Origin of the sequence: Catalinimonas locisalis (assembly GCF_038039535.1) — a bacterium.
In the GTDB taxonomy this organism is placed as follows: Bacteria; Bacteroidota; Bacteroidia; order Cytophagales; family Cyclobacteriaceae; genus Catalinimonas.
Map to the genome: position 1 here is coordinate 336,687 of NZ_JBBPHP010000001.1, position 24,157 is coordinate 360,843.

Annotated in this window: 17 protein-coding genes; 7 read left to right on the forward strand and 10 right to left on the reverse strand. The window is 41.8% G+C overall.

The annotated features are described in order from the left end of the window. Positions 1-74: 74 nt before the first annotated feature. A complete protein-coding gene (locus tag WJR50_RS01510; RefSeq protein ID WP_341291441.1) occupies positions 75-2,654 on the reverse strand; it encodes a phosphoenolpyruvate carboxylase in 2,580 nt (859 codons plus the stop codon). Between the two features lie 323 nt (positions 2,655-2,977). Here WJR50_RS01510 and WJR50_RS01515 point away from each other — a divergent pair, with 323 nt between their 5' ends. Beyond that, positions 2,978-4,201 carry a cytochrome P450 gene (locus WJR50_RS01515; protein WP_341291442.1) on the forward strand — a complete coding sequence of 408 codons (1,224 nt, stop codon included), beginning with the start codon at positions 2,978-2,980 and terminating at the stop codon, positions 4,199-4,201. An 88-nt stretch (positions 4,202-4,289) separates the two neighbouring features. On the opposite strand, the gene WJR50_RS01520 is transcribed toward WJR50_RS01515, so the two are convergent. After that, positions 4,290-4,703, reverse strand: a complete 414-nt coding sequence (locus tag WJR50_RS01520) for an STAS/SEC14 domain-containing protein (protein WP_341291443.1) — start codon at positions 4,701-4,703, stop codon at positions 4,290-4,292. Positions 4,704-4,714: 11 nt separating this feature from the next. Next, the gene (locus tag WJR50_RS01525) at positions 4,715-6,244 is read right to left on the reverse strand and encodes a GAF domain-containing protein (protein WP_341291444.1); all 1,530 of its coding nucleotides are present in this window, start codon (positions 6,242-6,244) and stop codon (positions 4,715-4,717) included. A 366-nt stretch (positions 6,245-6,610) separates the two neighbouring features. Between WJR50_RS01525 and WJR50_RS01530 the strand changes: the two genes are divergently transcribed. The 3 genes from WJR50_RS01530 (at position 6,611) to WJR50_RS01540 (ending at position 8,224) form a co-directional block, all read left to right on the forward strand. Further along, positions 6,611-7,495, forward strand: coding sequence for a zinc-dependent peptidase (locus WJR50_RS01530; RefSeq protein ID WP_341291445.1), 885 nt, complete (start codon positions 6,611-6,613; stop codon positions 7,493-7,495). 240 nt (positions 7,496-7,735) lie between these two features. After that, complete coding sequence (locus WJR50_RS01535; protein ID WP_341291446.1) at positions 7,736-7,921, forward strand: CsbD family protein; 186 nt, start codon at positions 7,736-7,738, stop codon at positions 7,919-7,921. 132 nt (positions 7,922-8,053) lie between these two features. Further along, positions 8,054-8,224, forward strand: coding sequence for a hypothetical protein (locus WJR50_RS01540; protein ID WP_341291447.1), 171 nt, complete (start codon positions 8,054-8,056; stop codon positions 8,222-8,224). A gap of 194 nt (positions 8,225-8,418) precedes the next feature. Here WJR50_RS01540 and purU read toward each other — a convergent pair whose 3' ends face one another. Next, positions 8,419-9,282 carry a formyltetrahydrofolate deformylase gene (gene purU / locus WJR50_RS01545; RefSeq protein ID WP_341291448.1) on the reverse strand — a complete coding sequence of 288 codons (864 nt, stop codon included), beginning with the start codon at positions 9,280-9,282 and terminating at the stop codon, positions 8,419-8,421. Positions 9,283-9,511: 229 nt separating this feature from the next. Here purU and WJR50_RS01550 point away from each other — a divergent pair, with 229 nt between their 5' ends. From WJR50_RS01550 to WJR50_RS01560, 3 genes are all read left to right on the forward strand, one after another. Further along, positions 9,512-10,249: a DUF547 domain-containing protein gene (locus WJR50_RS01550; RefSeq protein ID WP_341291449.1), complete on the forward strand. Its 738-nt coding sequence runs from the start codon at positions 9,512-9,514 to the stop codon at positions 10,247-10,249. Positions 10,250-10,344: 95 nt separating this feature from the next. Next, positions 10,345-11,148, forward strand: coding sequence for an AraC family transcriptional regulator (locus tag WJR50_RS01555; RefSeq protein WP_341291450.1), 804 nt, complete (start codon positions 10,345-10,347; stop codon positions 11,146-11,148). 96 nt (positions 11,149-11,244) lie between these two features. Beyond that, positions 11,245-13,737: a TonB-dependent receptor gene (locus WJR50_RS01560; protein ID WP_341291451.1), complete on the forward strand. Its 2,493-nt coding sequence runs from the start codon at positions 11,245-11,247 to the stop codon at positions 13,735-13,737. Between the two features lie 70 nt (positions 13,738-13,807). Here the strand turns inward: WJR50_RS01560 and WJR50_RS01565 are convergent, their stop codons facing one another. The 6 genes from WJR50_RS01565 to WJR50_RS01590 all read right to left on the reverse strand — a co-directional run bounded on the left by WJR50_RS01565 (position 13,808) and on the right by WJR50_RS01590 (position 24,141). Then, positions 13,808-15,175, reverse strand: coding sequence for a sensor histidine kinase (locus tag WJR50_RS01565; RefSeq protein ID WP_341291452.1), 1,368 nt, complete (start codon positions 15,173-15,175; stop codon positions 13,808-13,810). A gap of 109 nt (positions 15,176-15,284) precedes the next feature. Further along, on the reverse strand, positions 15,285-15,857 hold the full coding sequence (locus tag WJR50_RS01570; protein WP_341291453.1) for a carboxymuconolactone decarboxylase family protein: 573 nt from the start codon (positions 15,855-15,857) through the stop codon (positions 15,285-15,287). Between the two features lie 171 nt (positions 15,858-16,028). Next, positions 16,029-16,904, reverse strand: a complete 876-nt coding sequence (gene sucD, locus WJR50_RS01575; protein ID WP_341291454.1) for a succinate--CoA ligase subunit alpha — start codon at positions 16,902-16,904, stop codon at positions 16,029-16,031. A 105-nt stretch (positions 16,905-17,009) separates the two neighbouring features. Then, positions 17,010-18,911 (reverse strand): heparinase II/III domain-containing protein, encoded by a 1,902-nt coding sequence (locus tag WJR50_RS01580; protein WP_341291455.1) that lies wholly within the window; start codon positions 18,909-18,911, stop codon positions 17,010-17,012. Positions 18,912-18,973: 62 nt separating this feature from the next. Further along, complete coding sequence (locus WJR50_RS01585) at positions 18,974-22,168, reverse strand: polysaccharide lyase family 8 super-sandwich domain-containing protein (protein WP_341291456.1); 3,195 nt, start codon at positions 22,166-22,168, stop codon at positions 18,974-18,976. Positions 22,169-22,341: 173 nt separating this feature from the next. Further along, positions 22,342-24,141, reverse strand: a complete 1,800-nt coding sequence (locus tag WJR50_RS01590) for a RagB/SusD family nutrient uptake outer membrane protein (RefSeq protein WP_341291457.1) — start codon at positions 24,139-24,141, stop codon at positions 22,342-22,344. Positions 24,142-24,157: the final 16 nt, after the last annotated feature.

Genomic DNA, 24,157 nt, shown 5'->3' on the forward strand with positions numbered 1-24,157 from the left:
AAAAAGTGCTTTCCTCAACTACAACCACCATATAGGATAGTTAACGAAAGCACTCAATTGATTTATCTTATTCTTTAGGCAGAGTTTCTACCTGCATTGATAATACCAAAAGAGCAGCGTACCACCATCTTCTCATATACCTTCATATTAGCGCTTTCTGAATCGGTATTACCTTCTCTTTCTTCCCGAATCTTATTGAGTGCATACTGCTGAATGGTCAGTAAGGGTAACTCAATACGTTGCCGCATCTGTATAGAGAGGCTGTTAATAGGTTTGTCTTCCATCAGTTGGGTAGTACCTGCCAGCTTAAGCATATGGGATTTGGTACGCTGAAACTCTTCATGAATCAAAGTCCATAGTGCGCCATATTTCGGATGTTCAGCAAGAAATGCTGTCAAGGGGAAAAAGGATTTGCACATAGCCATCTCACAATTATCCATCAATGTTTTGAAGAATAGGGAGCTTTGGTACAATTGTCGGACTTCTTCCCACTTACCTTCTTCTTCTAGTTTTTCCAAAGCAATACCTACACCATAATATCCGGGTAGGTTTTGTTTTAGCTGGCTCCATGATCCCACATAAGGCACTGCCCGGAGGTCATCCAGATTAAGTTTACCAGGCTTACGCTTAGATGGCCGGCTGCCAATATTGGCCTGACCATAATAACGAAGTGGGCTGACTTCGTTCAGATACTCTAAAAAGCCAGGGTGATTTTTTAAAGCATTATAAGCTTCATAACTTTTTTCGGATAGGCTCAATAGTAAATCATCTTCTTCTTTGGTTTGTGTCAGTTTATCAGAGTAGAAAAGCGCGTTACTGATACCGGCGTGCATCAGTTGCTCCATGTTAAACTGTGCACTATCTACTGTACCAAAATTAGAACTGATGGTTTGACCCTGGATAGTAAGCTGAATTTCTTTGTTAGCAATATTACTTCCCAGAGAGGCGTAGAACTGATGAGTTCTTCCTCCTCCACGAGCAGGAGGTCCTCCTCGTCCGTCAAAAAAGACTACCTGTATGCCATATTCTTTGGAAACCTGCGTGAGTGCTTCTTTAGCCTTATATATACTAAAATTAGCCATCAGATAGCCTCCATCTTTGGTACCATCAGAGAAGCCTACCATGATGGTTTGTATGTTATTGCGCTTCGCCAGGTGTTTGCGGTACACTTCATTCTCGTACAGTGCTTTCATTACTTTTGAGGCGTTCCTGAGGTCTTCAATAGACTCAAATAGTGGCACAATGTCTACCTTCATTTCATCAGCCTGCCATCCCCCGAGCTTCAATAATCCGTAGACGTGCATCACATCCAGAGCACTGGTACTGTGGCTGATGATATAGCGATGGCAGCCATCTTCACCATTGCGTTTTTGAATAGTTTTGATCGCTGAAACTGTTTCCAGGGTATCTCTGAAAAGCTCATTCTCAAAAATGGAAGGATCAAGGGTTTCCTGAATATTCAGTAGAATATTAATTTTTTCTTCTTCAGAAAGCTCAGTATAATTATCAGGAAGGGCAGAAGATTTCTTGGCTATCTCCGCCATGAGTTCAGAGTGCACTGAGCTATCCTGACGTATATCCAGTGAGGCAAAATGAAGGCCAAAAAGCTCTACTTTTCTCAACAGGTCCTCAACCATTTCCTGGAAGAGGCCATTATGTTGCTCCAGCAGTGTAGCCCGTATTTGCTTAAGCGTACTAATGATTTCCTCTTTAGTGAGATCAGAGTGATGATTGGGGTCAGAAAGGTTTTGGTAGATTTTTTCTTCCAAACTTGCCAGTACATTGGATATACCTTTGAAAGTAAGACGACCTTTCAGCTGGTGAACATCAATATAGTAAGCATTAAGAATCCCGCTACGTAACTCTGCGGCTACTTTGAGAGTGGTATCTACCTTTACGTAAGGATTACCATCCCGGTCACCGCCCGGCCAGAACCCAAGCCGTATCAGCGGATTTTCTTCATTCACCTCTTCCTGGAACTGATTTTTGAAATTGGACATGATACGACCCGCCGCAGGATAAAATCTGTTCTGCAAAAACCAGATTAGGTTAACCGCTTCATCATAGGGTGTGGGTTTTTCTTTCTTAAAGAAAGGAGTCTTACCCAACTGCTGTAAAAAGCTATTGACCTCAGCGGTATTGTCGTTGACAATGGCATTGGATAAGTCATTGATAATACCAAGTACCTCACTGGGGTAAAACTGTGTAGGGTGAGCTGTAAGCACTAATCTTACAGAAAAATCTTTTAGCTTTTCAGCCAGTTGCACTCGCTTGTTAGAGTGCAGCACCTCAGATTGTAGGTGCTTAAGGGTACCTATTCCATTCAAATCATAAATATCGCTGAAGGCAGCATCTTCCACAGCATCAAAAAGAACTACCTGCCGCTCAGCATATTGCACAAATCTAAAGAGCAGATCAATTTGTTCCTGCTCATTTTGGTAGGAGGTGTACTGCTTAAAAAAGGAATCTATAATCTCTACCGGGCTTTGCTCTTTGTTGTATCCCTCTTCGCAGTGTAATAAAAAAGTAGATAGTAGAACCCCGGTTTTTTCTACCCGGTGAAAAGGAAGAGCAGTAAAAAGGCTATTGTACAACTGAAACTTTAAGCCTACTTGCTTATTGTAATTTTGGATCTTAGCGTTGGTAGAGTTCATAAATATTCATTTTTTCTCAGGTACTTAGGGCCGAATTATCAAATGGTCCTCAGTTAAGAGGAGTATTCCGGCTCAGATAGTTTCTAATGACAATAATAAGGTATATATCTTTAATATGGCAGTACATGGCTTTAAGTATAATATAAGGCTTAAGATAAATTTGAGAATGTTAAACCAGATAAATTTTATTCAGCTCATTTCTTTTAAGATAAAGAAACCTACCAATATAAATGTGAGTAAGGTTAAGCTTTAAATAAATAGAAATATTGTAGGCAGCCAGCATATTTTAGCTACTATTATTTTTTTACATAAACTGATAAAAAATGCAAGGTATTGACATTCTAAGTCCGGAATTTGCTAAAAATCCCTACTATTTCTATGAAAAAATGCAGAATGAGTTTCCGCTATTTTTTCATGAACCTACTAACAGCTACATCATCAGCAGATATGAAGATGTGGAAAAAGCCTTTAAAGATCCGCGATTCTCTTCCCGAAATTATGACTGGCAGCTTGAGCCTGTACATGGGAGAACCATTTTACAAATGGAAGGGAAAGAACATTCGCGGCATCGTAATTTGCTTACGCCTTCCTTCAAAGGAAAAGAGCTTTTTGAGAAGTTTGTTCCGGTAATACGCAAAAATATTTTGGAACTGATTGAGCGTTTCCCTGCTGGCAATGAAATAGATTTTATTCATGATTTTGCTACACTTTTTCCTATTGGAGTCATCGTAGATATGCTGGGGCTGCCCAAACAAGACATGATGCGTTTTCACGGCTGGTATACCTCCATCATGGCCTTTCTTTCAAACCTGACTCAGGACCCTAAAATTATTGAAGAAGGACTGAAAACTAAAGTTGAGTTTGAAGAATATATGTTGGCTATCATCCAGGAAAGAAGAGCTAATCCCGGAAGCGATCTGCTTTCTACCCTTTGCATGGCAGAGGTAGATGGCGTACAGATGAGCGACCAGGAGATCAAGGCGTTTTGTAGCCTGCTCCTAACTGCTGGCGGAGAGACTACCGACAAGGCCTTAGCTAGCCTTTTCAAAAATCTGATTGAGCATCCTGACCAGATGGCGATGGTACGCCAGGACCGTATGCTGGTAAGCTACGCCTTTGCCGAGACTTTGCGTTATTCTCCTCCCGTGCACATGATCATGAGGCAGCCGACTGAAGAAGTGGAAATGTCTGGTGGAGTGATCCCTGCTAATGCTACGGTAACCTGTCTGATTGGTGCGGCCAACCGTGACAAAAGAAAGTACGAAGATCCACATAGCTTCAACATTATGAGAGAAGATCTTAACATGGAGAGAGCTTACTCCGGAGCAGCCAATCATACTGCATTTGCGTTGGGAAGGCATTTTTGTGTTGGAGCAATGCTTGCCAAGACAGAGGTTGAGATGGCTACAAATATGCTTTTGGATGTAATGGAAGAGATTAGCTTTGCCGATGGAAAAGCTCCTGAAGAAGTTGGGTTATTTACCCGCGCTCCACAGGTGATGCCAATCAGGTTTAGCAAAATCATCAATGAAAAGATACGCGCATAAAAAAGTGAATCCACTAAAATGGTAAAAAAATAGAGCCCGGCTATCAAATTAGCCGGGCTTTTTAGTATATGACTGAGATTACATCTAATTATTTGGCAGCAAATTCTGCTTTCTGCTCTTTAAGCCAGCTTTTGGCTTCGTCAGCCTCCTTAAAATAGTGCGTAACCAGGCCGGTACCAGCTACAGAATTCATAATGTTTTCTACAGAAATACTGTTAAAAACATCTTCAGAGGGCACTAGTGCCATTCGGTTTATACCAGCCTGTAGAGCTCTGGGGAACCAGTTCTCGTTGCTCCACTGCTCATCTTCCGGATCAATAGCTTCCATTTTACGAAGGTCGGCTAGCCAATTGGAAGCGTTTTTTTGTTGAATAAGCTTTAACCCTTCATTAAGACCATGACGAAACTCCTCACTGGTAGCAAAGCTTTTCCATTGCATCATCACGCAAGCTGCGTCTGCATCATAACTGATTTTCAGATAGTCTTCATCTAAATGTACCATACAATTTGAGTTTAGTTGTTAATTTGACTTTTAAGTTCTGCAATTAGTTTTTCCTGTTCTTCTACAGTTTTCTGATAAGAAGACTCCTTCTCTTTCATCTTTTCCAAAACCGCATTCATAGACTTTTTCTGTGTGGCTATCTTAGCTTCAGCCCGGGCCTTTTCTGACTCTCTTACTTTCTCTACTTCCTGCTGCTTCATTTCAAGGTCTATCTTGATTTGCTCAAGTTCTTTCTGCTTACGGGTCATTTCTTCCTGGGTAGCCTGAAGTTCTTCCATGTTCTGGCGCATTTCCTCTTCCTGGGCTCTCATCTCTTCTGTCTGCTGCTGAGATTCTGCTAACAACTCTTTGGTTTTCTGATTGATCTTAACATTGCGCACAGTGGAAGCAATACTCTCGCCCAAAGTATTGATAAACTGGATCTCGTGTTCTTCCATTTTCTTAAATGAAGCAAGCTCAATAATTCCTTCAATGGTTTCATTGGCCATCAGGGGAACAATCAGCAGGTTGCGGGGAGGAGCCATACCTAAGCCGGAAGTGATATTAACGTAGCTAAGAGGAATGTCAGTCATATAAATATACTCTCTCTCCAGATAAGTCTGGCCAATCAGTCCTTCGCCAATCTCTACTCTTTTCTGAATATGCTTTTTACGTTCGTAAGCATAGCATGCTTTGAGTTCAATGATCTTCTGGCCACCTTCTTCGTCCACAATAAAAAGTCCCCCCTGATTCGCCTCTATGTAATGGACAATAAATGAGATCAGGCTATCATATAGCTGACTGATGTCATCATACTGCCTAAGTATTTTGGTAGCCTGAGCCAGACCCTCGGAGGCCCATTGCCTTTTCTTTTCTTCTTCCTGGCTTTGTCTAAGTCTTTCCAGGTTCTCTTTCAGTTCGTTTTCTGAAGCTTCAGCTTTAAGATTACTCTCACGAGCTTCATCCAGAAGTTGGGTAGAGCGCTTTTCTGCTAATCTACTTTCGTGGATGAGTATGTGAATACAGCATAAACTAACTGCTGTTCCTAAAAATGTGCAGAGGTTATTTACAAATCCATTTTGGAGTAGTGAGGTATCCAGATCCATCTCTATCCATTGGTTGCTCAGGTCAAAACTCAGAAAGATGACTACTGCAATCCCTATAGAGGGAAAGAGGTAGAGCTTCTCCCGAAAATCAAAAACAATAAGCGGGATAAAAACAAAGCTTAGCTCGATAATGTATATGCCTGTGATCGGCTCTGCTCCCGTAGGAGATAAGGCAGCGTTGTAAATAGCTGCCAGCGCTATAAGGGTAAGTGAGAGTATGATCCGGCTGGAGTGAATGAGTCCTAAGTGATTAAGCAAAAGAACTCCTAAGCAAGCTATTATCCCTACGATGGGTACTATGGTAAGGAGTGGAAAGAATAATAATGAGATAAATATAAATGGAAGACCAACGAATACAGCCGAAATTAAGGCAATCTGGTTAGATAAAATTATTTTACGCTCCAGATGCGCGGGATGCTGCTCCCGAACTCCCGTCTGAAAAATTTTCTTTAACATTATTATTACCTAATTATTGATTTAACTTTTTGAATTCATTGCTGTACAAATTAAAGAATTGATTAAGAGAGTGTTTTACCTAAGGAAGGCTTTTGCTTACATGTCTTAAGAATTAGGTAAAAGCGTAGGGTTTTTATTTAGGCTGAGTCCGAGAGAAATGAAATAAGCCCGATTTTATGAAGTATAGTGAAGCCATACTTTAAGCAAAGCAGTAGTGATTTTTGTCCCTTCTTTGGCATACTTAGGTAAAACCCAAACCTTTTCGGTAAAGGGCTGTTAAGCCTGAGGTCTTTTAATACGTCGTCAACCTATTTAAGATAAATCAATAATGGAGTCGTAAATTTTTTAATCTTATTTGTTTGCACTATGAATGTATTTTTTACTGTGATAGGTTTTCTATTGCTGGGGTATCTGGGGTTCTGGGCGTGGTACAGAAATCGTCCTGCTTATTCCCTTCCTTCTAAGTTTCCCACAGAATGGAAAGAACTGCTACAGAAACATGTTCACTTCTATCAAAATCTGAATGAAAAAGAAAGACGGCGCTTTGAGAAGAGCATCCGTAACTTTCTGAAGCAGGTGCGTATCACGGGTATCAGAGTGGAGGTGACAGACCTGGACCGCCTGCTGGTAGCTTGTAGCGCAGTAATTCCTCTCTTTGGTTTTCCCCGCTGGAAATACAATTACCTGCATGAAGTCTTGCTTTATCCGGCCTCATTTGACAGAAATTTTTCAATGGATAATCCTGAAGAGGTAATTACTGGTATGGTGGGTAGCGGACGAAATATGGAAGGAGTAATGGTCCTGAGCAAGAAAAGTTTGCACAATAGCTTTGGTAATACCAGCGATAAGCATAATGTGGGGATCCATGAGTTTATCCATATTCTGGATAAGCAGGATGGCGAGATTGACGGGATACCGGGAGAATTAAATGATAAAGAGTATGCCAAGCCATGGCTCAAACTTATGCGCCGGGAGATGCAGCGCATTCGTAAGGGTAAAAGTGATATTGATGAATATGCTGCTACCAGCGAGGAAGAGTTTCTGGCAGTAGCCAGCGAGTATTTTTTTGAAAGGCCAAAGCTATTTCAGCAGAAGCATCCTGATTTGTACAAAACTCTTCGCAAAGTATATCATCAGGATATGAGGCGCAGGTTGCGTAATCCTTTTCGTAAGCCCAAGCGCGTCGGGCGTAATGACCCTTGCCCCTGTGGTTCAGGCGAAAAATTTAAGTACTGCTGTATGAAAAACTAATTGATATCCAGAGTAATAAAATACCAAATGATTCTTGCAAGGTGGTTATGAGTTGCTAAAAAAAAATGTCACAATGTGGCTGATGCAGTCAGTTGCTTCAGCGCACATTACATAGGATAAGGATAACTTTCAATCCAGATATAGGACAGAGGAGAAAATTTTCAATTCAAATAGAGAACAATTCTGATTTTGGTAGGTTATATTTTATTTAAACCGATGTATAACTTAATTTTTTTAGCTATGGATGATTTAAGAATAAAAGGTAGATGGAATGAAGTGAAAGGTAAGCTTAAGCAGGATTATGGTGAGCTTACTGACGAAGACTTAACCTATGCTGAAGGTAAAGAAGACGAACTTTTAGGACGGTTGCAAAAGAAAACCGGTAAGAGCAAAGATGAATTGAGAAAAAAGATTAACAGCTATTAAGAAATAGTAAGTTAGAGAATACCTTTTTGAACGGGATATACACTTTGACTAGAGGTATATCCCTATTTTTATCATAAGCAAATACATTCCATGTCCAAAGGACAGGATTCGTCTCCAATAAAAAATATTATTATGAATTACACCTCTATTAAGACCTTACTTTTGGCATTTGTTCTTATGGTCAGCATGAGCGGATGCGATTTTATAGGCGATATTTTTGAAGCAGGATTCTGGACAGCCATTATCCTGATCATTATTGTAGTGATTATTATTGGAGTTTTGGTAAAGAAGTTTTTGGGATAATCTGGAATCAAGTTTTCTTAAAGTATTGATTTTTGACAGTTACCAGTACACAAACATCCTCATAAGCCACGCCTAAACCGTAAGATCATTCTAAACAAGTATTTCATTACTGTAAATTTTACCGAACTATAGCCGGGAAGCAATTTTAACACTCTAAAATAGAGCCAAATAAAAAGTAAAATAACACTATTAAATTAATCAAAAATGATGGTCTTGTTCTCATTCACCAGAATACGGTGCTCGCTATGATGATGTAAGGCACGAGCCAACACCAGCCGCTCTAGATCCCGCCCTTTTCTGACCAGATCTTTAACCGAATCCTTGTGCGAGATTCTGATAATATCCTGCTCAATGATAGGTCCCTCATCAATTTCAGCAGTTACATAATGGCTGGTAGCTCCAATAAGCTTTACCCCCCTCTCATAAGCTTTTTTGTAAGGATTACCCCCGATAAAGGCCGGTAAAAAAGAGTGATGAATATTGATAATCTTATTAGGATACTTCGCTACAAATTGAGGGGATATAATTTGCATATAACGAGCCAAAACAATGGTGTCGATCTGATGTTCCTTTAGGAGTGCAATCTCTTTTTCTTCCTGTTCCAGGCGGTTCTCTTTGCTGATGGGAAATACATGATATGAGATATTATAATGCTTCGCCAACGGCTCCAGATCAGGGTGATTGGAGATGATCAGCGGAATATCAAAATCAAACTCTCTCATACTTTTACGCCAAAGTATTTCCTGCAGGCAGTGATCGTATTTGGATACAAATATGGCCACCCTCTGCGCTACCCCTGAAAACTGCAATCTCCAACTGGCATCAAATTCATTAGCCAGAGGGGCAAAAGCTTCTTTTACCTTAGAGGCCGGAATAGAAAAGTTATTCATATCCCAGGCTACTCTGGCTGAGAATATATTTTGGTGTGTATCTACATGCTCGTCCAGGTCAAGAATATTTCCTCCACGTTCAAAGATGAAATGGGAGATTCTGGAAACTAAGCCTACCCTGTCGGGGCAGGAAAGTAGTAATATAGCGGTAATCTTTTGGTTGCTCATGAATAGCTAAATTATTTCAAAGGCCTCAAACTGTGGTTAGCCTTTGCAAAGTAAAATAAAAGATTTGGCAAAAATGTGCGACTCCATTTGTGCTTTTTACGCTTCTGGGTACTGAGATAATTATCGTAAATATTTCATGCTTCCCAAATTCAGCTTATACGTAATAGAATCTGTCAAGCTAAATTTTAATAGTACAATAAACTATTAGATTTGTATAAAATTTAGCTATATGAAAAATATACTTTGTTTACTCATTATTTACGGATTTACCGTTACGAATACTCAGGCCGGGATGTATTATCAATCATTTCTTAAAGAAACTGATAGCTTTCTCAAGCAGTGGGTAAATGATGGAAAAGTAGATTATCAGGGGATACAGAATCATTTTGAGCCGATGGAAACACTGTATCAGGCTATAGGGCAGATAGAAGTAAATAAAATGACAGTAGAGGAAAAAAAGGCATTTTACATCAATGCTTATAACCTCATAGTATTGTATCAGGTCTCTAAGTATTATCCGATGAGTTCACCTCTGGATCATGAAGGTTTTTTTGATCAGGTAAAACATCAGGTAGCTGGTGAAAGCATGACGCTTAACCATCTGGAAATCATGAAAATTATGATACCTTACCGTGACCCGCGTATTCACTTTGCACTTTCTAATGCTGCGGTTTCATGCCCCCAAATGGCAAACTTTGCATATCTCCCCCATAAGCTTGATCATCAACTGGATCAGAGCACTCGTTTAAGTTTGAATCATGAAAATTTTATTGAAATAGATCACGAATCACAAAAAATACTGATCTCCCGAATTTTTGCCTGGTATAAGAATGACTTTACCTTTCACGGACAAAGTGTTAAAGCCTTTATTAATCGGTACAGGAACGCCAAACTTCCCGACAATTACGCCCTGGATTATCACGAATACTATTGGATATTGAATGCAAAAGAAGTAATTGGTAGATAAAAAAATCGCCTTAATGAGGTAAGATTGAAGGTTGCATGAAGTTGTATGCAGAATGTATTAACTTTCTGCGGCATCAAGTGTTACGATAAGTGTCCATGCAAAATATTCCTCTTAAAGCCAAGATTGAAACTCATCAACTATTTAAGGTGAGTAAAATGAAGGAAGTGATCAAACCTACCCGTCCTCATAAACACGATGGCTATTTTGAAATTATCCTGCTCAGTGAAGGTGCCGGATTCCATACCATAGATGACAGCAGCTATGAAGTGTTTCCACCTTTAGTGCATATCCTTAAGCCTGGACAGGTACATTGCTGGGATTTTTCGCAAATTCCCAAAGGTTATGTGCTGATGTTTAAGGAAGAAGTTTTGCAAAATTATCCGGCTGCACGCACCAAACTTTATGAGTTTCAGCCGGAAATCAAACTGAAAGATGCCCACGATCTGATAAGTATTTTTCAGCAGTGCATGGAGGAGTATCAGGAGGAGGATAAGTCAGAAGAGATGCTGTATGCTTACCTCAACTTGCTTATCTTAAAACTATCTCAAAAGCTGACGCACCAGCAGCATGGCAGTCAAAATAAGCTGAATCTCCTTTACAGTTACAAAAAAATGGTAGATCAAAAGTTTCAGGAACTGAAGCTGGTCAGTGAGTACGCAGAAGCGCTGAATAGTTCTACCACTAAACTGAACGAAGTATGCCAGTTCACTTTAGGCAAGAATGCCAGTAGCATCATCAAAGAACGCATCGTGCTGGAAGCTAAAAACCTGCTATTTCATACTGATAAAACAGTGACTGAGATTGCTACTGACCTGCAATTCAGTGATACTTCCAATTTTGTCAGGTTTTTCAAAACCCAGACCCGACTGACCCCTCAGAAATACCGTGATATGATGTAGCAACAACTAAAATCACCATAATCAATGGCAAAATGACCATGATGGTACGGCAGATGGATGATAACTTCATCTTTTTCTTTTAGCCATGCTTTATTTATGTTCAAGCCAATTTGCCTAAGCCTATTTTTTGCCTTTCTACTTCATCAACTCAGTGCCCAGCAAGCAATCATTCAGGGAAGCGTATTAGACCAAAGCAGTAATGCTCCTTTAGAATATGCTAATGTTGTACTTTTCTCTCCGGCTGATTCCTCCATCATCAGCGGGGTTGTAACCCAGGCAAATGGCTTTTTTAAGCTGGAAAATTTGAGTGAAGGACAATATTATCTGCAAGTACAATTTGTAGGTTACGAAAATAAAAAACTGGAAAACATCCGCTTATCCAAAGCACAGACTTATGATGCCGGAGCCATTGCCCTTCAAGCTAATGAACAACTCTTGAACGAAATACAGGTGAGTGGACAAAAAGCTGCTACTTACCACAAAATAGACCGTCAGGTGTATGATGCCGGGCAGTTCCAGTCATCTATGGGAGGTACTGCCACCGATGTATTGAGAAATGTACCTTCAGTAGCAGTAAATGCTGAAGGGGAAGTTACGGTACGGGGTTCTTCAGGCTTTACCATATTGCTTAACGGCAAACCTATACAAAGTGATCCTACAGTAATTTTAAACCAGCTTCCGGCCAATGCCATTGAGGATGTGGAAATCGTCACTGCACCATCCGCCAAGTATGATCCGGAGGGGAAGGCAGGTATTATCAACATCATTACCCGCAAAGGCGCTACCGACGGCCTGTTTCTTCAGGTCAATGCCAGAGTGGGTTTGCCCAGCATAGAGCCTTATGACAATGCCGAGCCTGCCCATCGCTTTGGCGGAGATTTCACCCTTAACTATCGGAAGGATAAGTGGGATATTGCCTTAGGAGCCAGCTATCTCAGGAATGATATCGCTGGAAGAAGAGAAGGTGATGTATTCACTATTATCAACGATACTTTGACACGATTCCCTTCCGATGGGGAACGTAGTTTTGATGAAAAAGCCTATACGGCCCGGGCAACAATAGGCTATACTCCCACTGCAAATGATAATCTGAGTCTGGGCCTGTATGCCGGTAAGCGCAGCAAGGATCGCACTGCGGATATTCTTTATAACAATAGCAAAGTGTACCTGCCTGAAAACGATACTATAAGTCAGATCACTTACTATAACGAGAACCTGCGTATCCGCCGAGGAGATTTTCTGATCAGCAGCCTGGACTATGCCCATACTTTTGACGGTCAGTCTAAGCTTTCTGCTTCTCTGCTATATGAGTACACCATGCTGGGAGGCCCTACTACCAACCTAAATCTTTCCTGGCCTACACTGTTAGATACCCTGCAGGATCAGTATAATACCAATGACAATCCTTTGCATGGTATCCGTTTTCAACTGGATTACAGCAAGCCACTGGGACAGGGTAAACTGGACGCTGGCTATCAGTTTCGGAATCTGGACCATCAGGGAGACTTTTATTACGAAGAAAGAATTATCGGTACGGATGAATATGTGCTGATCCCTGAGTTCTCCAGTACGGTAGATCTTAACCGACGAATTCATTCTTTATACGGACAGTATTCTTCCAAGTGGGATAAGCTTTCTTATGCGGCAGGTATGCGAGTAGAGATCATGGACAGGCAGCTAGTACTTACTAACCAATTTGTAGACAGTACTTACAATTATGATTTTGTGAAACTTTATCCTTCTGCCAATCTGCTTTATGACTGGACAGAAAGCTTCCGGTTAAAAGCCGCATATAGCAAAAGGGTAGAAAGAACTACCACTTTTAAGATGAATCCTTTTCCTGAAAGAGAGCATTCCGAAACGCTGGAGCAGGGGGACGCGGAACTGCTACCTGAATTCATTGACCTGGTAGAAGTGGGAGTCATCAAAGACTTTGGTGATAATTCAGTATTTGCAACTGCCTACTTTCAGGATGTACAGAATCTAATCAATCGTGTTAATACAGTATATAATGATACCATTCTGAACCGTATATATTCCAATGTAGGTCGGGGAAGGTCTTACGGATTAGAGGCGGGAGCGGAGCTTAATCCAACCGACTGGTGGCAGATATATGCCGGAGGAAATCTATACAACTATAATATTGATGGAGAATTTGCCGGTGAGCCGGTCAATACCAGCAGTTGGATTTATTCTATCAACGCCAATACTACTTTTAAGATCACGCCTGACTTTAATATACAATGGACGCTCAATTATATTTCAGACCAAAATACTGCCCAGGGTGAAGATTCCCGTTTTCTTTCTCCCAACCTTACTGTGCAGAAATCCTTTCTGGACAAACGCCTTACCGCTACTTTGCAGTGGCTCAATATGGATATGGGCTTATTACCTACCAACGAGCAGAGGATTACTACTTGGCGTGACGACGCCCGGGGCAATAATGCAGAAACGACCGGAGAGTTTTATACCACTACCAATTACGTGTATGAAGTAGATGTAATTATGCTTAACCTTAGCTACCGCATCAACCAGCCAGCAGGCAAATCCAAATTTATCAAAAGTGAATTTGGAGAACAGGAATTTTAAGGCATAAAAAAGAGCCCGCTAGGAGTTCGCTTGAAAATTATTTTTTGTTCTGATCAGGACTGAAAAATTTTTACCTGACCATCATCTTCAGAGTTGACAATGAGCAGGCTTTTTCCGGCTTGTCAGATTCCTCAGGATAGGGGAGAGTAAGGCTTACAGTTGTTCCCTGTTTATAAATGCTTTCTAAAGTGACCCGCCCTTTTAGTTTTTCCACCAGTTTTTTTACAATGTACAAACCTAATCCATTGCCGGTAGAGCGTTCACTGGTTTTGGTATACATATCAAACACCTTGTCTTTATACTGCTCCATTACACCATCACCATTGTCTTCAATTTGAATCATCAGCTTATTTTCCATCTCTGTGATGGTAAGTTTGATATAGGGCTCCTGAGCCTTACAATAACAGATTGAGTTTTCTGTGATGTTGACAAGGATGGCCTCCAAAATCATAGGATGGGTAAAAAATGGATGCTGCAACTGAATATGGGAAGTAAAGCTAATCTTATATTGATTAAATTTTTCTTCAAAATGATCTTTTAGGCTGTTTACCAAAAGCGAAAAGTCTATCATTTCTACAGCTTCATCATCCACTTCAGTTAGGCTGATGGTTTGCAGCTTAATAAGCATCCGGTCCAGTTCAGTTACTGAAGTTTTAAGATGTTGCGTAAGTACCGGCATCTCTTGAGGATCAGGGTTGATCTCCATCAGGTTGATCAGTCCCAGCATGGCGGAAAGTGGACGACGAAAATCATGAGAAGTACGATAAAAGAGGGTGTTGAGTTCATGATGAGCTTCACTGAGCTTATGGGTTCTTTCTTCAACTTTGATTTCCAACTCATTATTCAGGGTACGGACTTCTTCATTAAGCTGAGAGAGCTGCTGGTTTGCTTCAGACAATGCTTTGTAGTTTTCAGCAATTTTTTTGATCAGTAATAGCTGAGAGATCTTAGTAGTAAGCAGTTCACTGATCAGGCTGGCGAAGCGAAAATCCACCTCATTGTAAGGGTAGGTACTTTTGTTGGCAAAAAATAGAATCAGTTTCTGTTCAACGCTGGTGGCAGTAGGTAAAACCAGTAGGTGAGTGGTTTTAGGGTGGCTGAAGATACTGTCCTTAAGTGCATCTGAATTTTCAATATCTTTTCTTTCTAATGACAGAGGTACACCATTGGCAAAACATTGGTGTTCAAAGGGAGTAAGCTGATCCTGATGATTCTGATAAAGATTGCATTCGCCACGAAACAGCTCCATAGTATAATTTCCCTGGGGGCTGACCATACTCAGCCTGAGCACGAATGCATCAATAACAAACTTGATATTGGAGGCAATGGCCGCTCCGATAGCCTCCATTGATTTAACCTGATTGATGTCGGTGGCAAATTTAGAAAGCGCCTCATACCGTAGCCTTAGCGACTTATTGACAAAATCTAAATGATCCATTTATAAAAAAGTAAAATTTTGCCCAAATGTGTAAAAAAAGACTACCAGGTATCAGGGTAGTCTGCGATGGTAAATAATAGGCCTAATGTGACTAGCAAATATTCCTTACCTACTGTTTGGTTTCCATAAGCTCATTATCAATCTTTATTCCTGAGATATCAGCAATGGTATTGAGCATATTGGTGAGATCAGCCAGACTCATCAACTCCTGAATTTCATGCTCTGAGAATCCTTCATCACGTAGTTCCTCAAAATCTTCATCAGTAGTATTGGTAGGATAAAGAGCAGCCTCAGTAACGATGCGTATGGCACTCTTGTAACTGGATGGGATGAAATCACTTCCCATGTTTTCAGTTACCTTAAAGCCTTCCTCATCAGTAAGCGTCTTGCTCATGCTGTCTGCCATAAGACCGTGAGCGTGAGCGCAATACTTACAGCCTTTTTTCTGGGAGATGTTATATATAATGAGCTGTTTGAGGATAAAAGGAACATTGCCTCGCAGCAGGCTTGACTTGAGCTTTTCCCAGTTACCCCGAAGTAGAGTGGGGTTGCTGCCCTGGCATTTAAACCAATTCAAAACAAAAGGGATACCCATCTCTTTCATGGTATCGCTATAAATAGCACGAACTTCTGGGGAAGCATCGGCAAATTCAACTGTGGAGAATCTTTTGAAATTTTTCATATCTAACATTTAGATCAAAAGTGTCTCCATTATTCTGTATAAACTCCTTAATAATATCTTATAAATTACATTTTACAGAATACATAAAAAAACGGTCTCCTGGGAGACCGCCTTCTTTGCTTATTCGTAAATCACTCAAATCTGACAAGCAAAATCTAAAGAATTGCGTTTCTATTTTTTTATTGCGTCAGCAATAGTAGTACCTATCTTGGCAGGAGTATCAACTACTACAAGGCCACATTCTTTCATAATTTTCATCTTAGCTTCAGCAGTATCGTCTTTACCGCCGATGATGGCTCCTGCATGTCCCATACGACGGCCGGGAGGGGCAGTCTGGCCAGCAATAAATCCTACAACCGGCTTTTTATTGCCATTCTCCTGAATCCAGCGGGCTGCTTCAGCTTCATAGTTACCACCAATCTCACCAATCATTACGATAGCCTCGGTCTCAGGATCATCCATCAGTAGCTGTACAGCCTGTTTGGTAGAGGTTCCGATAATAGGGTCACCACCAATACCAATAGCAGTAGAAATGCCCAGACCTGCTTTTACTACCTGGTCGGCAGCCTCATAAGTAAGCGTACCAGATTTAGATACAATACCTACTTTTCCTTTCTTGAACACAAAACCAGGCATAATACCTACTTTAGCTTCTTCGGGAGTGATAACGCCCGGACAATTAGGGCCGATGAGCGTTACATCTTTATCTTTGATGTAATCTTTAGCAATCATCATATCTTTTACCGGAATACCCTCGGTAATAGCTACGATAACTTTGATGCCTGCATTGGCTGCTTCCATAATGGCATCGGCAGCAAAGGCAGGAGGTACAAATATGATGGAAACATTGGCCCCCGTCTGGTCTACACCTTCCTGTACAGAGTTGAAAACAGGACGGTCAAGGTGAGTCTGTCCACCTTTACCAGGGGTAACACCTCCTACTACATTGGTCCCGTATTCAATCATCTGGCCGGCATGAAAAGTGCCTTCTGAACCGGTAAAACCTTGTACCAGGACTTTGGAATCTTTATTAACTAAAACGCTCATGCTGTGTCGGTTAAATTTTTTCACAAAAATAGGACAATTAGCGGCATTGACAAGGAAGAACGGTACATAATCCGATTTCCCTCAGCTTAGCCTGTCCTGTATTTCTTAATCTGCGGCAGATAAACGTACCCGTAACTCACCTTCTTTTTCGGGGAAAAGATAGGCAGGCATTCGGATTTCCAGCCGTTTTAAGTTGTCTATTGTTCTGTCAAGTTGCAGAGGTGGAGGGTCAAGGGAAATGATAGAAACAGTGAGCTCCGGATGAGATAAGTTTTCCAGTTTTAAGCTCTTGCCCTCCTGACGCAGGATAGCTCCTCCATCTACGATTTCTACATCGGCAGTAGTCATGAGTTGCCAGGTGATGTTTTTTGTATTCTCATTGGTCTGAAACTGGTCTTCAATGAGCAATGAGTTATCATCCTCTTTTGCAAATCTTCGGCTGGCAGAAGCCAGGTCCTCACCAAACACTTCTGTCATATCAATAGTGGCTTCGGGGTTCTCACCTTCTTTAAAGTCTGCAATGCTGGCAAAACCATCTACATGGTGAAGCTTATCATTTACAGTGAGCGTACTATGACCATAATTATTTTTGGTGAGCAGCGTCCAGCGCTCACAGTCCTGGCAGCGATCCCATAAGTCAAATCCGGTTTTCTCCAGCTCATGATAGCTTTGATTACCGGGATCAACTATCCAGCGTACACCATCGAGTTCAAATATAAAAGAGCCTGCATCCATGTTTCCGTGATTGACAGTGCCTCGCCCTCCTTTACCTCCGAAATAATAGTTAGAATCTTCATCCCTGAAAAACACAACCGGGTTGGAGCCTTCTCCCATCCATGCCTCAGGAAGGTTTTTGTCAGTCTCTTCTTCAAATTGTGACAGCCAGACCAATCCTGCTCCAGCGTATCTGGCAAGCTTTCCCATATCTTCAGGGCTCTGGAGGAATCTTTCTTCTTCAAAATAAGTCTCATTGCCAGTTTTTTTGGCAAACCAGGCGAGCGTTAAGTCTCCGGTTTCACTTCTTTGATCGCCACAGTCGGCAAAGTTATAGTACCAGCCGGAGGGGGCTACACTTAATACTCTGAAATCAGCACTTTCCATAAAAGCAGGATACTCTGCCAGGCCAAAATCAGTATCAAAAGCACTTTCCAGCATAGAGGCAGTTAATACTGAAAAACTGGTTCCATAACTCCAGTAAGTAGAGCCTTCAGGGTAGACGCCATCAGGGCCGTATTCTTCCAAGGCATGAGGTATACCATCCAGCGCACGGGCGATGGTTTGGGACGCTAGTTCAGGATCTTCTTCAGCGATAGCAATGGATGCAGCAATCATTCCACCATTGCAGACCTGGTTCCAGTTGTTGTTACCACTGATCCAGCCCACATTCCCATCTTCATTGTAGCTGGGCATGATTCCCTTTTCTATAAGGGCACTTTTTGCCAGCTCCACAGTAGATGCTGGCAAATCTTCTCCCGCCCAGTCAACAGCCAGGGCCACCGCCATAGCCATTTCGGCTACATCCAGATAATGAGAAGGGTTCCAGTCCTGGAAGTCACAAACCGCAATAAGCTCATCATTGATTCTGTTCAGTACTTTTTCATCTCTGTCGATACGGTAGACGATGCCAAGAATATTCATGCGGTAGAGCATCTCGCGGGAGACTCCTAATAATCTCCGACCTTCCAATTCACGTTTTAATAAAGGTTCAGTCTGAATTTCCTGAGCGTTGAGTTTGATCGCTTCATACATGTTTTGAACCACCGGATCAGTTCTCAGGTCTTTCTTGAGATTCCTTTCTATAGAGGGGGTAAGTATAAGGCGGGGCGTACTTTTCCTAAGATTCTTCTTCAGGTATTGTACACTCATGGGATTATCCAACTTGATCGGATCGTTAATTTCCGGTTCATGCTGATCATGTTTCTCTTCCGAACCTGCCGATGCGGCCAGGGGAAAGACAAAAACCAAAAACCACAGTAGTAGTTTGTTGTGCATTAGTAGCTTCATCATGATTTGTTTTGATTGGTTAAAAAGTATAGGTTGTTTATAGACGTTTAAAATAGTGTTTTTTATTACAGGCTGTTTTTAATAGTTACACTTTTACCTGCGAACTCACCTTTTGGTAAAGTGATGACGATATCACTATTTCCCTCATCTTCATGCCAGCTGATTTCACAGTTTTCTGCATAAGTATTGATACGGCTATTCACTTTCAAATGTATAGTATCTAGTTTACGGCTGGGATCAGCTACACTAATTTTCTCAACAGATTGTCCATTCATCTGAATCATCACAATGGCGGGATCTACGGCAGTGAGCTTAACCTCTTCAGAAAGCTGAACTTCGTTGGGCTGGTAAAATATGATCTGGTTACTTCCTAAGCTTGTATGTTGTACTGCCTGTATCTCCTCAGTGTTTGCCAAGATTTTGATAGGCAGATTCTCACGATAATTTTCAATAGAACCTTCCTTAATTGAAGGGACTACAATATAGGCGTAATCTTCATTTTTAGGCTTTTTGCCATGATCCAACCATACCGTAAATGTTTCGTTACTGATTTCTTCCTTGGGGCTGTCTGCCTGACGATTGATGCTGTACCAGCTACCACTAGCCTCCTGATTTTTGAGGTGTACTTCAGTAGCATTAGGAAAAATATAAGCAATATCGTCATGATAAATCCAGCCCACTTTTTTCAGCTTATGCTCACCTTTTTGAAGGGTAGATTTACGCTTCTTTTGCATTACCACCACATCATTGTGCAGATATGCCTGATTCAGGGTAGTGGCTACTGGATAGTTTGCCTCTGAGCGAATAGCTGTGCCCAAACAAACGTATTCTTCATCAAACATGAACCAGGCTTTTCTTGCTTCCAGCGGGTCAAGAGGACTTTTAAAGTCAAAGCTGGCTGCCCCGTAGGTGCCATCGGTAACCGCTCCTACAAAGTCGGTCAAGCCTTCCTTCTGAATTTCTTCCTCTGATGGCAAATCAGGCTTTTGTACCACTGTAGTTCCAGGAATTTTCTGCCAGTCCCAGATCGGAAAGATATCAAGGTATTCTTCTCCAGTTTTGGAGATGAAGTTAGCACCATCGCCCAGATGATGGTTCTTTAAACCTTCCCCATTGTAAGGCTGCTCCATGCTATGATTGCGGGAAGAAAACATACGGACTGAAGTAAAATAATCAGGGCGCTGATGGCTGAGGTATTCGGTATGCCAGAAAAACTTATTGAAAGTAAGTTTTGGTGCTGCTTCCCCATTTCTGATATCCGCTATTTCTTTCAATTCTTCTTTTCTGTAGTCGGTAGCCTGTAGTAACATCAAAGGCGTTTCCGCATTGTAAGGTTGAAGCGTGCCTGCTCGGGTAATGCTTCTGTTTTTCGCACCCGGATCAGGATACTTACCGTACACCATGGTTTTGCTGATACCATCCAGGTAGAAATCCACCAGCAACCTAATCCTATCTTCCGGGAAGCTGTACTGGGTACCTGCTACTTTGGCAGCCCACTCGGCAAAAGCATCAGCATAGCCTAATCCATAGGATAAAGTTGATGTTACCCGATCACGTCTATGGTGAAAACTCAGGTCGGTTTGCAGGCCCCTCATGTCTTCAGGTGTATTTCTCTCTTTGGCGTAGGAAATTTCACTGGCCATGGTTTTCACTACCTCTTCCAGTGTTTCACTACCTCTGGTAAAAAGGGCGTATTTTCCCAGAATACCTGCAATTTTAATGAGGTCACCTCCTGGCCGTGCTCCCCAGGCTCCCAGGTTAGCTCTGCCAACGATAGGAGCTACTTTTTCCTTTTGTACATCGGACAATGACTCATCCATAATGAGCAGGATGCTAACCAGACGATCAGGAGTGCCAATCTGGTTCCACCACCAGTTATCGCAGATAAAATTATGCTCCAGCCAGAAATTAAATGAAGCATCAATCACCTGCTTGAGTTGGGGGTCATGATAAAATTTGGATTCCTGTTTTTTATAGGCTCTACTCAGGGCTATCATGTTTTGGAGGTGTATGGCATGCTCAAAGCCGGTACGTGATACATCTTCGTAGTTGATACCTGGCCAGCTACCATCTTCTTGTATCGTGTTGATCAGTTGCTGAATCTCACTTTGATTTATCGGGCGCTCCATAAGCTCAGTAATCACACGTTCCCTGATCACTTCCAGGTCTTGGTTGACGGCACTATTTTCATACACCTTTAATGGTTTCATAAGGGTAGGAAAGCTCCAGGCGAAATGATGCATTGGATAACTTAGAGGGCGAGCTTTCTCCACATAGGCTTCGTAGGCCTCATCACCGTAGATGCCATGCATGGCTTCAAACAGATTTTCTGGCCATACCTCAGGGCTGCCGGGCCGTGGATGCTCAAACCACTTCCATTGCTCAGGATGTTGGGTATGGTACAATAGATAGTCAAGGGCAGACTTGATGGATTTTCCATTCACCTGATAGGTGAAAAGGTCAATTTCCTCGGCTTGTAAGGCTACCCAGCAGGCTGCAGTGATAGGGGCTAATGAAAAGTAAGTATACCAGATGCCATTTTTCTCCCTCCTTACTTCCTCCGGCATATGTCCGTCGTCAGCGATCTTGTGAAAAAGGTCGCTTCTGATGAGTTGGATATTTTTTTCTACTTCTGTAGTATCATCCAGCAGATGGGCGGTAAGTATCGAGCCAAACCGGCCCCAATCGGCCCAGTTATTTTTTCGCTCTCTTATTTCATTGCAAGCTTTGCGGTATACGTTTTTTGCCCAGGAAAAAAACTGTGCTTTATCATCTTTTCCCCAATTTGTATAAGTGTAAAGTAAGTCAGCCGCTATGATCATGGATGTACCAGAGTAAGCCATTACCAGGCTTCCGTCATGGTTTGAATATTGAGTGTTTTGGTTAGCCCAGGCCATCAGAAAATCAAGGGCTTTTTCGGCGTATTTTTCATCTCTGCTTAGCTGATAAGCTAAAGCAGCGGCATAAGCATCAAAAGCATCAGATTGCAAGGATTTAGAATTGGCACGGTGAGCAGCCGAGTCAATGTAAAAACCAGGTACATCAAAGTCGGTCAGTGCATGACTTTCATGTTTTAAGGCTGCATCGGCATAATCTATTAACTGGAGATAAGCTTCGTAGTAAGGTTTTTGTTGAATTCTTTCCTTTACAAAATCAATCTGCTCTTGGGTATGCATTCCTCCCGGATGTTCATAAGCAGTAGCGTAAAAGAAGATAAATAAAAAAAATATGAGTAGTGTAAGTGGACGGTTGACATGCATAATAAGGTCATTCAATAAATAGGATAATCTAAAAATATAATCAATTGTAAGAAGCTGGAGAGCGCATATTGGAATGGCATTGCTAAAAAAAGGAAGTATTCAGCTGTAGAGAAAGCCGGAAAAAAAACCCGTAATTCCACTGAATTACGGGTTTATATTTAGAAAATCAGCTTCTATTCACTAGCTCCCCAACCAGGATTCTGACCAAGGTTTGGATTCTGTGATATTTCACTAATGGGGATCGGCCATAAGTAATGTTTGCTCTCGTCGAAGATAGGATCAGCATAATCTGTACCTGCATATACATCAAGATAGGGCACCCCATCTACCTCCGAAACGCCAATGGTTACCTCATTATTGGGATCAAAGCGGGTACGGTTTGCTTCATCCCAACGCATACCATAATCTTTGTCTTCCAGCTTTTTACCCTGTTTCCAGCGGCGTAAGTCATCGTAACGGAAGCCTTCCATAAACAACTCAATGCGGCGCTCACGGCGAATCTCCACGATCAGTGCAGAAACTCCATCCTCAGCATAACGAGGATCCATACGAGGATTAATATCCATGGATGGCATGCCTACTCTGGCTCTAAGCAAATTGACACTCATGTCCAGATCAGCTTGCGTGATGGTTCCCAGTTCTGCCTTTGCTTCTGCATAATTCAACAATGCCTCACCAAACCTCAGGATAATTGCCGGGGTGGAGGAAACATTATAAGTAGCATAGGCAGCATTATTTTCATAAACTTTGATGATATGGTAGCCTGTAGTACTCTCCTGTCCGGGTATAGCCATCCCCTGGATTTTGGGATAACTGGCTACGTCTGGTCCTATGTTTCCGTATTGGTAAATAGCCTGATCGTCAGGATGAAGGACTGTTTGTCTTAATCTGGGGTCACGATTTTCCCAAATATTCTCATAGACTTCATCTCCTTGGTATAAGGGTGACAGAGTAATAGGTAAGCCATCAGTGCAGAGGTAGTCCTCTACCAAATCTTTAGTAGCCCCACCATTATAACTACGGTGATAACTTTGTACGTGATTGGTAAAGATTCCTAGTTCATATCTTCTCCAGTATAGCACTTCAGGATTACCGGAAAGATCAGTCATACGGTGGATGGCATTGTAATCCATGCTAGGGTCACCGGTGGTGTACAGTGAGTAGGGACCATTTTGCATTAGTTCCAGCGCAGCATCGGCAGCCTCCTGTAACCACATATCGGCATTTGCTCCACCATGATACTTACGCCAGGTACCTTCAAAAAGGGCTACTCTAGATTTGACCAATAAGGCTGCCCAGCGATTGAGTCTACCGGGCGCATTGCCATCCCCCCAGTCATCAGGTAGATTCTCAGCAGCAAAAGTAAGGTCTTCCAGCACTTTGCCCATTACGAACTCACGGTCATCACGCTCACCATTCAGTACATCTTCATCGTCAACACTTAAGGTTGTCTCTACCCACTGCACATCACCAAATTTTTGCACTTTATCTCCGTAGAACCAGCCTCTGAACAAACGTGCCTCTCCAATGTATTGATTGCGCACTTCTTCAGTTACATTGGCTTTATCGTAATTTTCCATGCCAAAATTGATCGCTCGTACAAAGTTCCAACCTTCGTAACCATACCACTGTTGGCCTGTATTATCGGGAACCTGATATCTTCCCGCTCGTACTCTCTGGTAAAGGTCGTGGCGCGGATGCCGGGGGGCAGTGTCATCAGAAAAGCCTGATACATGCCATATTCCCAAATAGTGACTATCAAAACCATCATCGTGCCCCATTAAAATAGGGACATTGTCATCGTTACGAGCCAGATCATAAAAACTATTATTGTACACCCGTAAATCATTCTCGGTATTCCAGAAAGCATCATTACTGATCTCATCCAGTGGTTGTCTTTCCAGAAACTCATCGTTGCAGCCAAACATGATGACTACCAACGCCAAGCTTATTTTTGAAATATATTTTTTCATCTTGTTTCTCTTTTGG

Excerpts from the sequence above, each read along its gene's own strand:
- WJR50_RS01510 (WP_341291441.1), bottom strand. The coding sequence starts at position 2,654 with ATGAACTCTACCAACGCTAAGATCCAAAATTACAATAAGCAAGTAGGC.
- WJR50_RS01540 (WP_341291447.1), top strand. The coding sequence starts at position 8,054 with ATGAATTACACCTCTATTAAGACCTTACTTTTGGCATTTGTTCTTATG.
- sucD (WP_341291454.1), bottom strand. The coding sequence starts at position 16,904 with ATGAGCGTTTTAGTTAATAAAGATTCCAAAGTCCTGGTACAAGGTTTT.
- WJR50_RS01590 (WP_341291457.1), bottom strand. The coding sequence starts at position 24,141 with ATGAAAAAATATATTTCAAAAATAAGCTTGGCGTTGGTAGTCATCATG.
- WJR50_RS01515 (WP_341291442.1), top strand. The coding sequence starts at position 2,978 with ATGCAAGGTATTGACATTCTAAGTCCGGAATTTGCTAAAAATCCCTAC.
- WJR50_RS01525 (WP_341291444.1), bottom strand. The coding sequence starts at position 6,244 with ATGTTAAAGAAAATTTTTCAGACGGGAGTTCGGGAGCAGCATCCCGCG.
- purU (WP_341291448.1), bottom strand. The coding sequence starts at position 9,282 with ATGAGCAACCAAAAGATTACCGCTATATTACTACTTTCCTGCCCCGAC.
- WJR50_RS01570 (WP_341291453.1), bottom strand. The coding sequence starts at position 15,857 with ATGAAAAATTTCAAAAGATTCTCCACAGTTGAATTTGCCGATGCTTCC.
- WJR50_RS01535 (WP_341291446.1), top strand. The coding sequence starts at position 7,736 with ATGGATGATTTAAGAATAAAAGGTAGATGGAATGAAGTGAAAGGTAAG.
- WJR50_RS01580 (WP_341291455.1), bottom strand. The coding sequence starts at position 18,911 with ATGATGAAGCTACTAATGCACAACAAACTACTACTGTGGTTTTTGGTT.
- WJR50_RS01550 (WP_341291449.1), top strand. The coding sequence starts at position 9,512 with ATGAAAAATATACTTTGTTTACTCATTATTTACGGATTTACCGTTACG.
- WJR50_RS01565 (WP_341291452.1), bottom strand. The coding sequence starts at position 15,175 with ATGGATCATTTAGATTTTGTCAATAAGTCGCTAAGGCTACGGTATGAG.
- WJR50_RS01530 (WP_341291445.1), top strand. The coding sequence starts at position 6,611 with ATGAATGTATTTTTTACTGTGATAGGTTTTCTATTGCTGGGGTATCTG.
- WJR50_RS01560 (WP_341291451.1), top strand. The coding sequence starts at position 11,245 with ATGTTCAAGCCAATTTGCCTAAGCCTATTTTTTGCCTTTCTACTTCAT.
- WJR50_RS01555 (WP_341291450.1), top strand. The coding sequence starts at position 10,345 with ATGCAAAATATTCCTCTTAAAGCCAAGATTGAAACTCATCAACTATTT.
- WJR50_RS01520 (WP_341291443.1), bottom strand. The coding sequence starts at position 4,703 with ATGGTACATTTAGATGAAGACTATCTGAAAATCAGTTATGATGCAGAC.
- WJR50_RS01585 (WP_341291456.1), bottom strand. The coding sequence starts at position 22,168 with ATGCATGTCAACCGTCCACTTACACTACTCATATTTTTTTTATTTATC.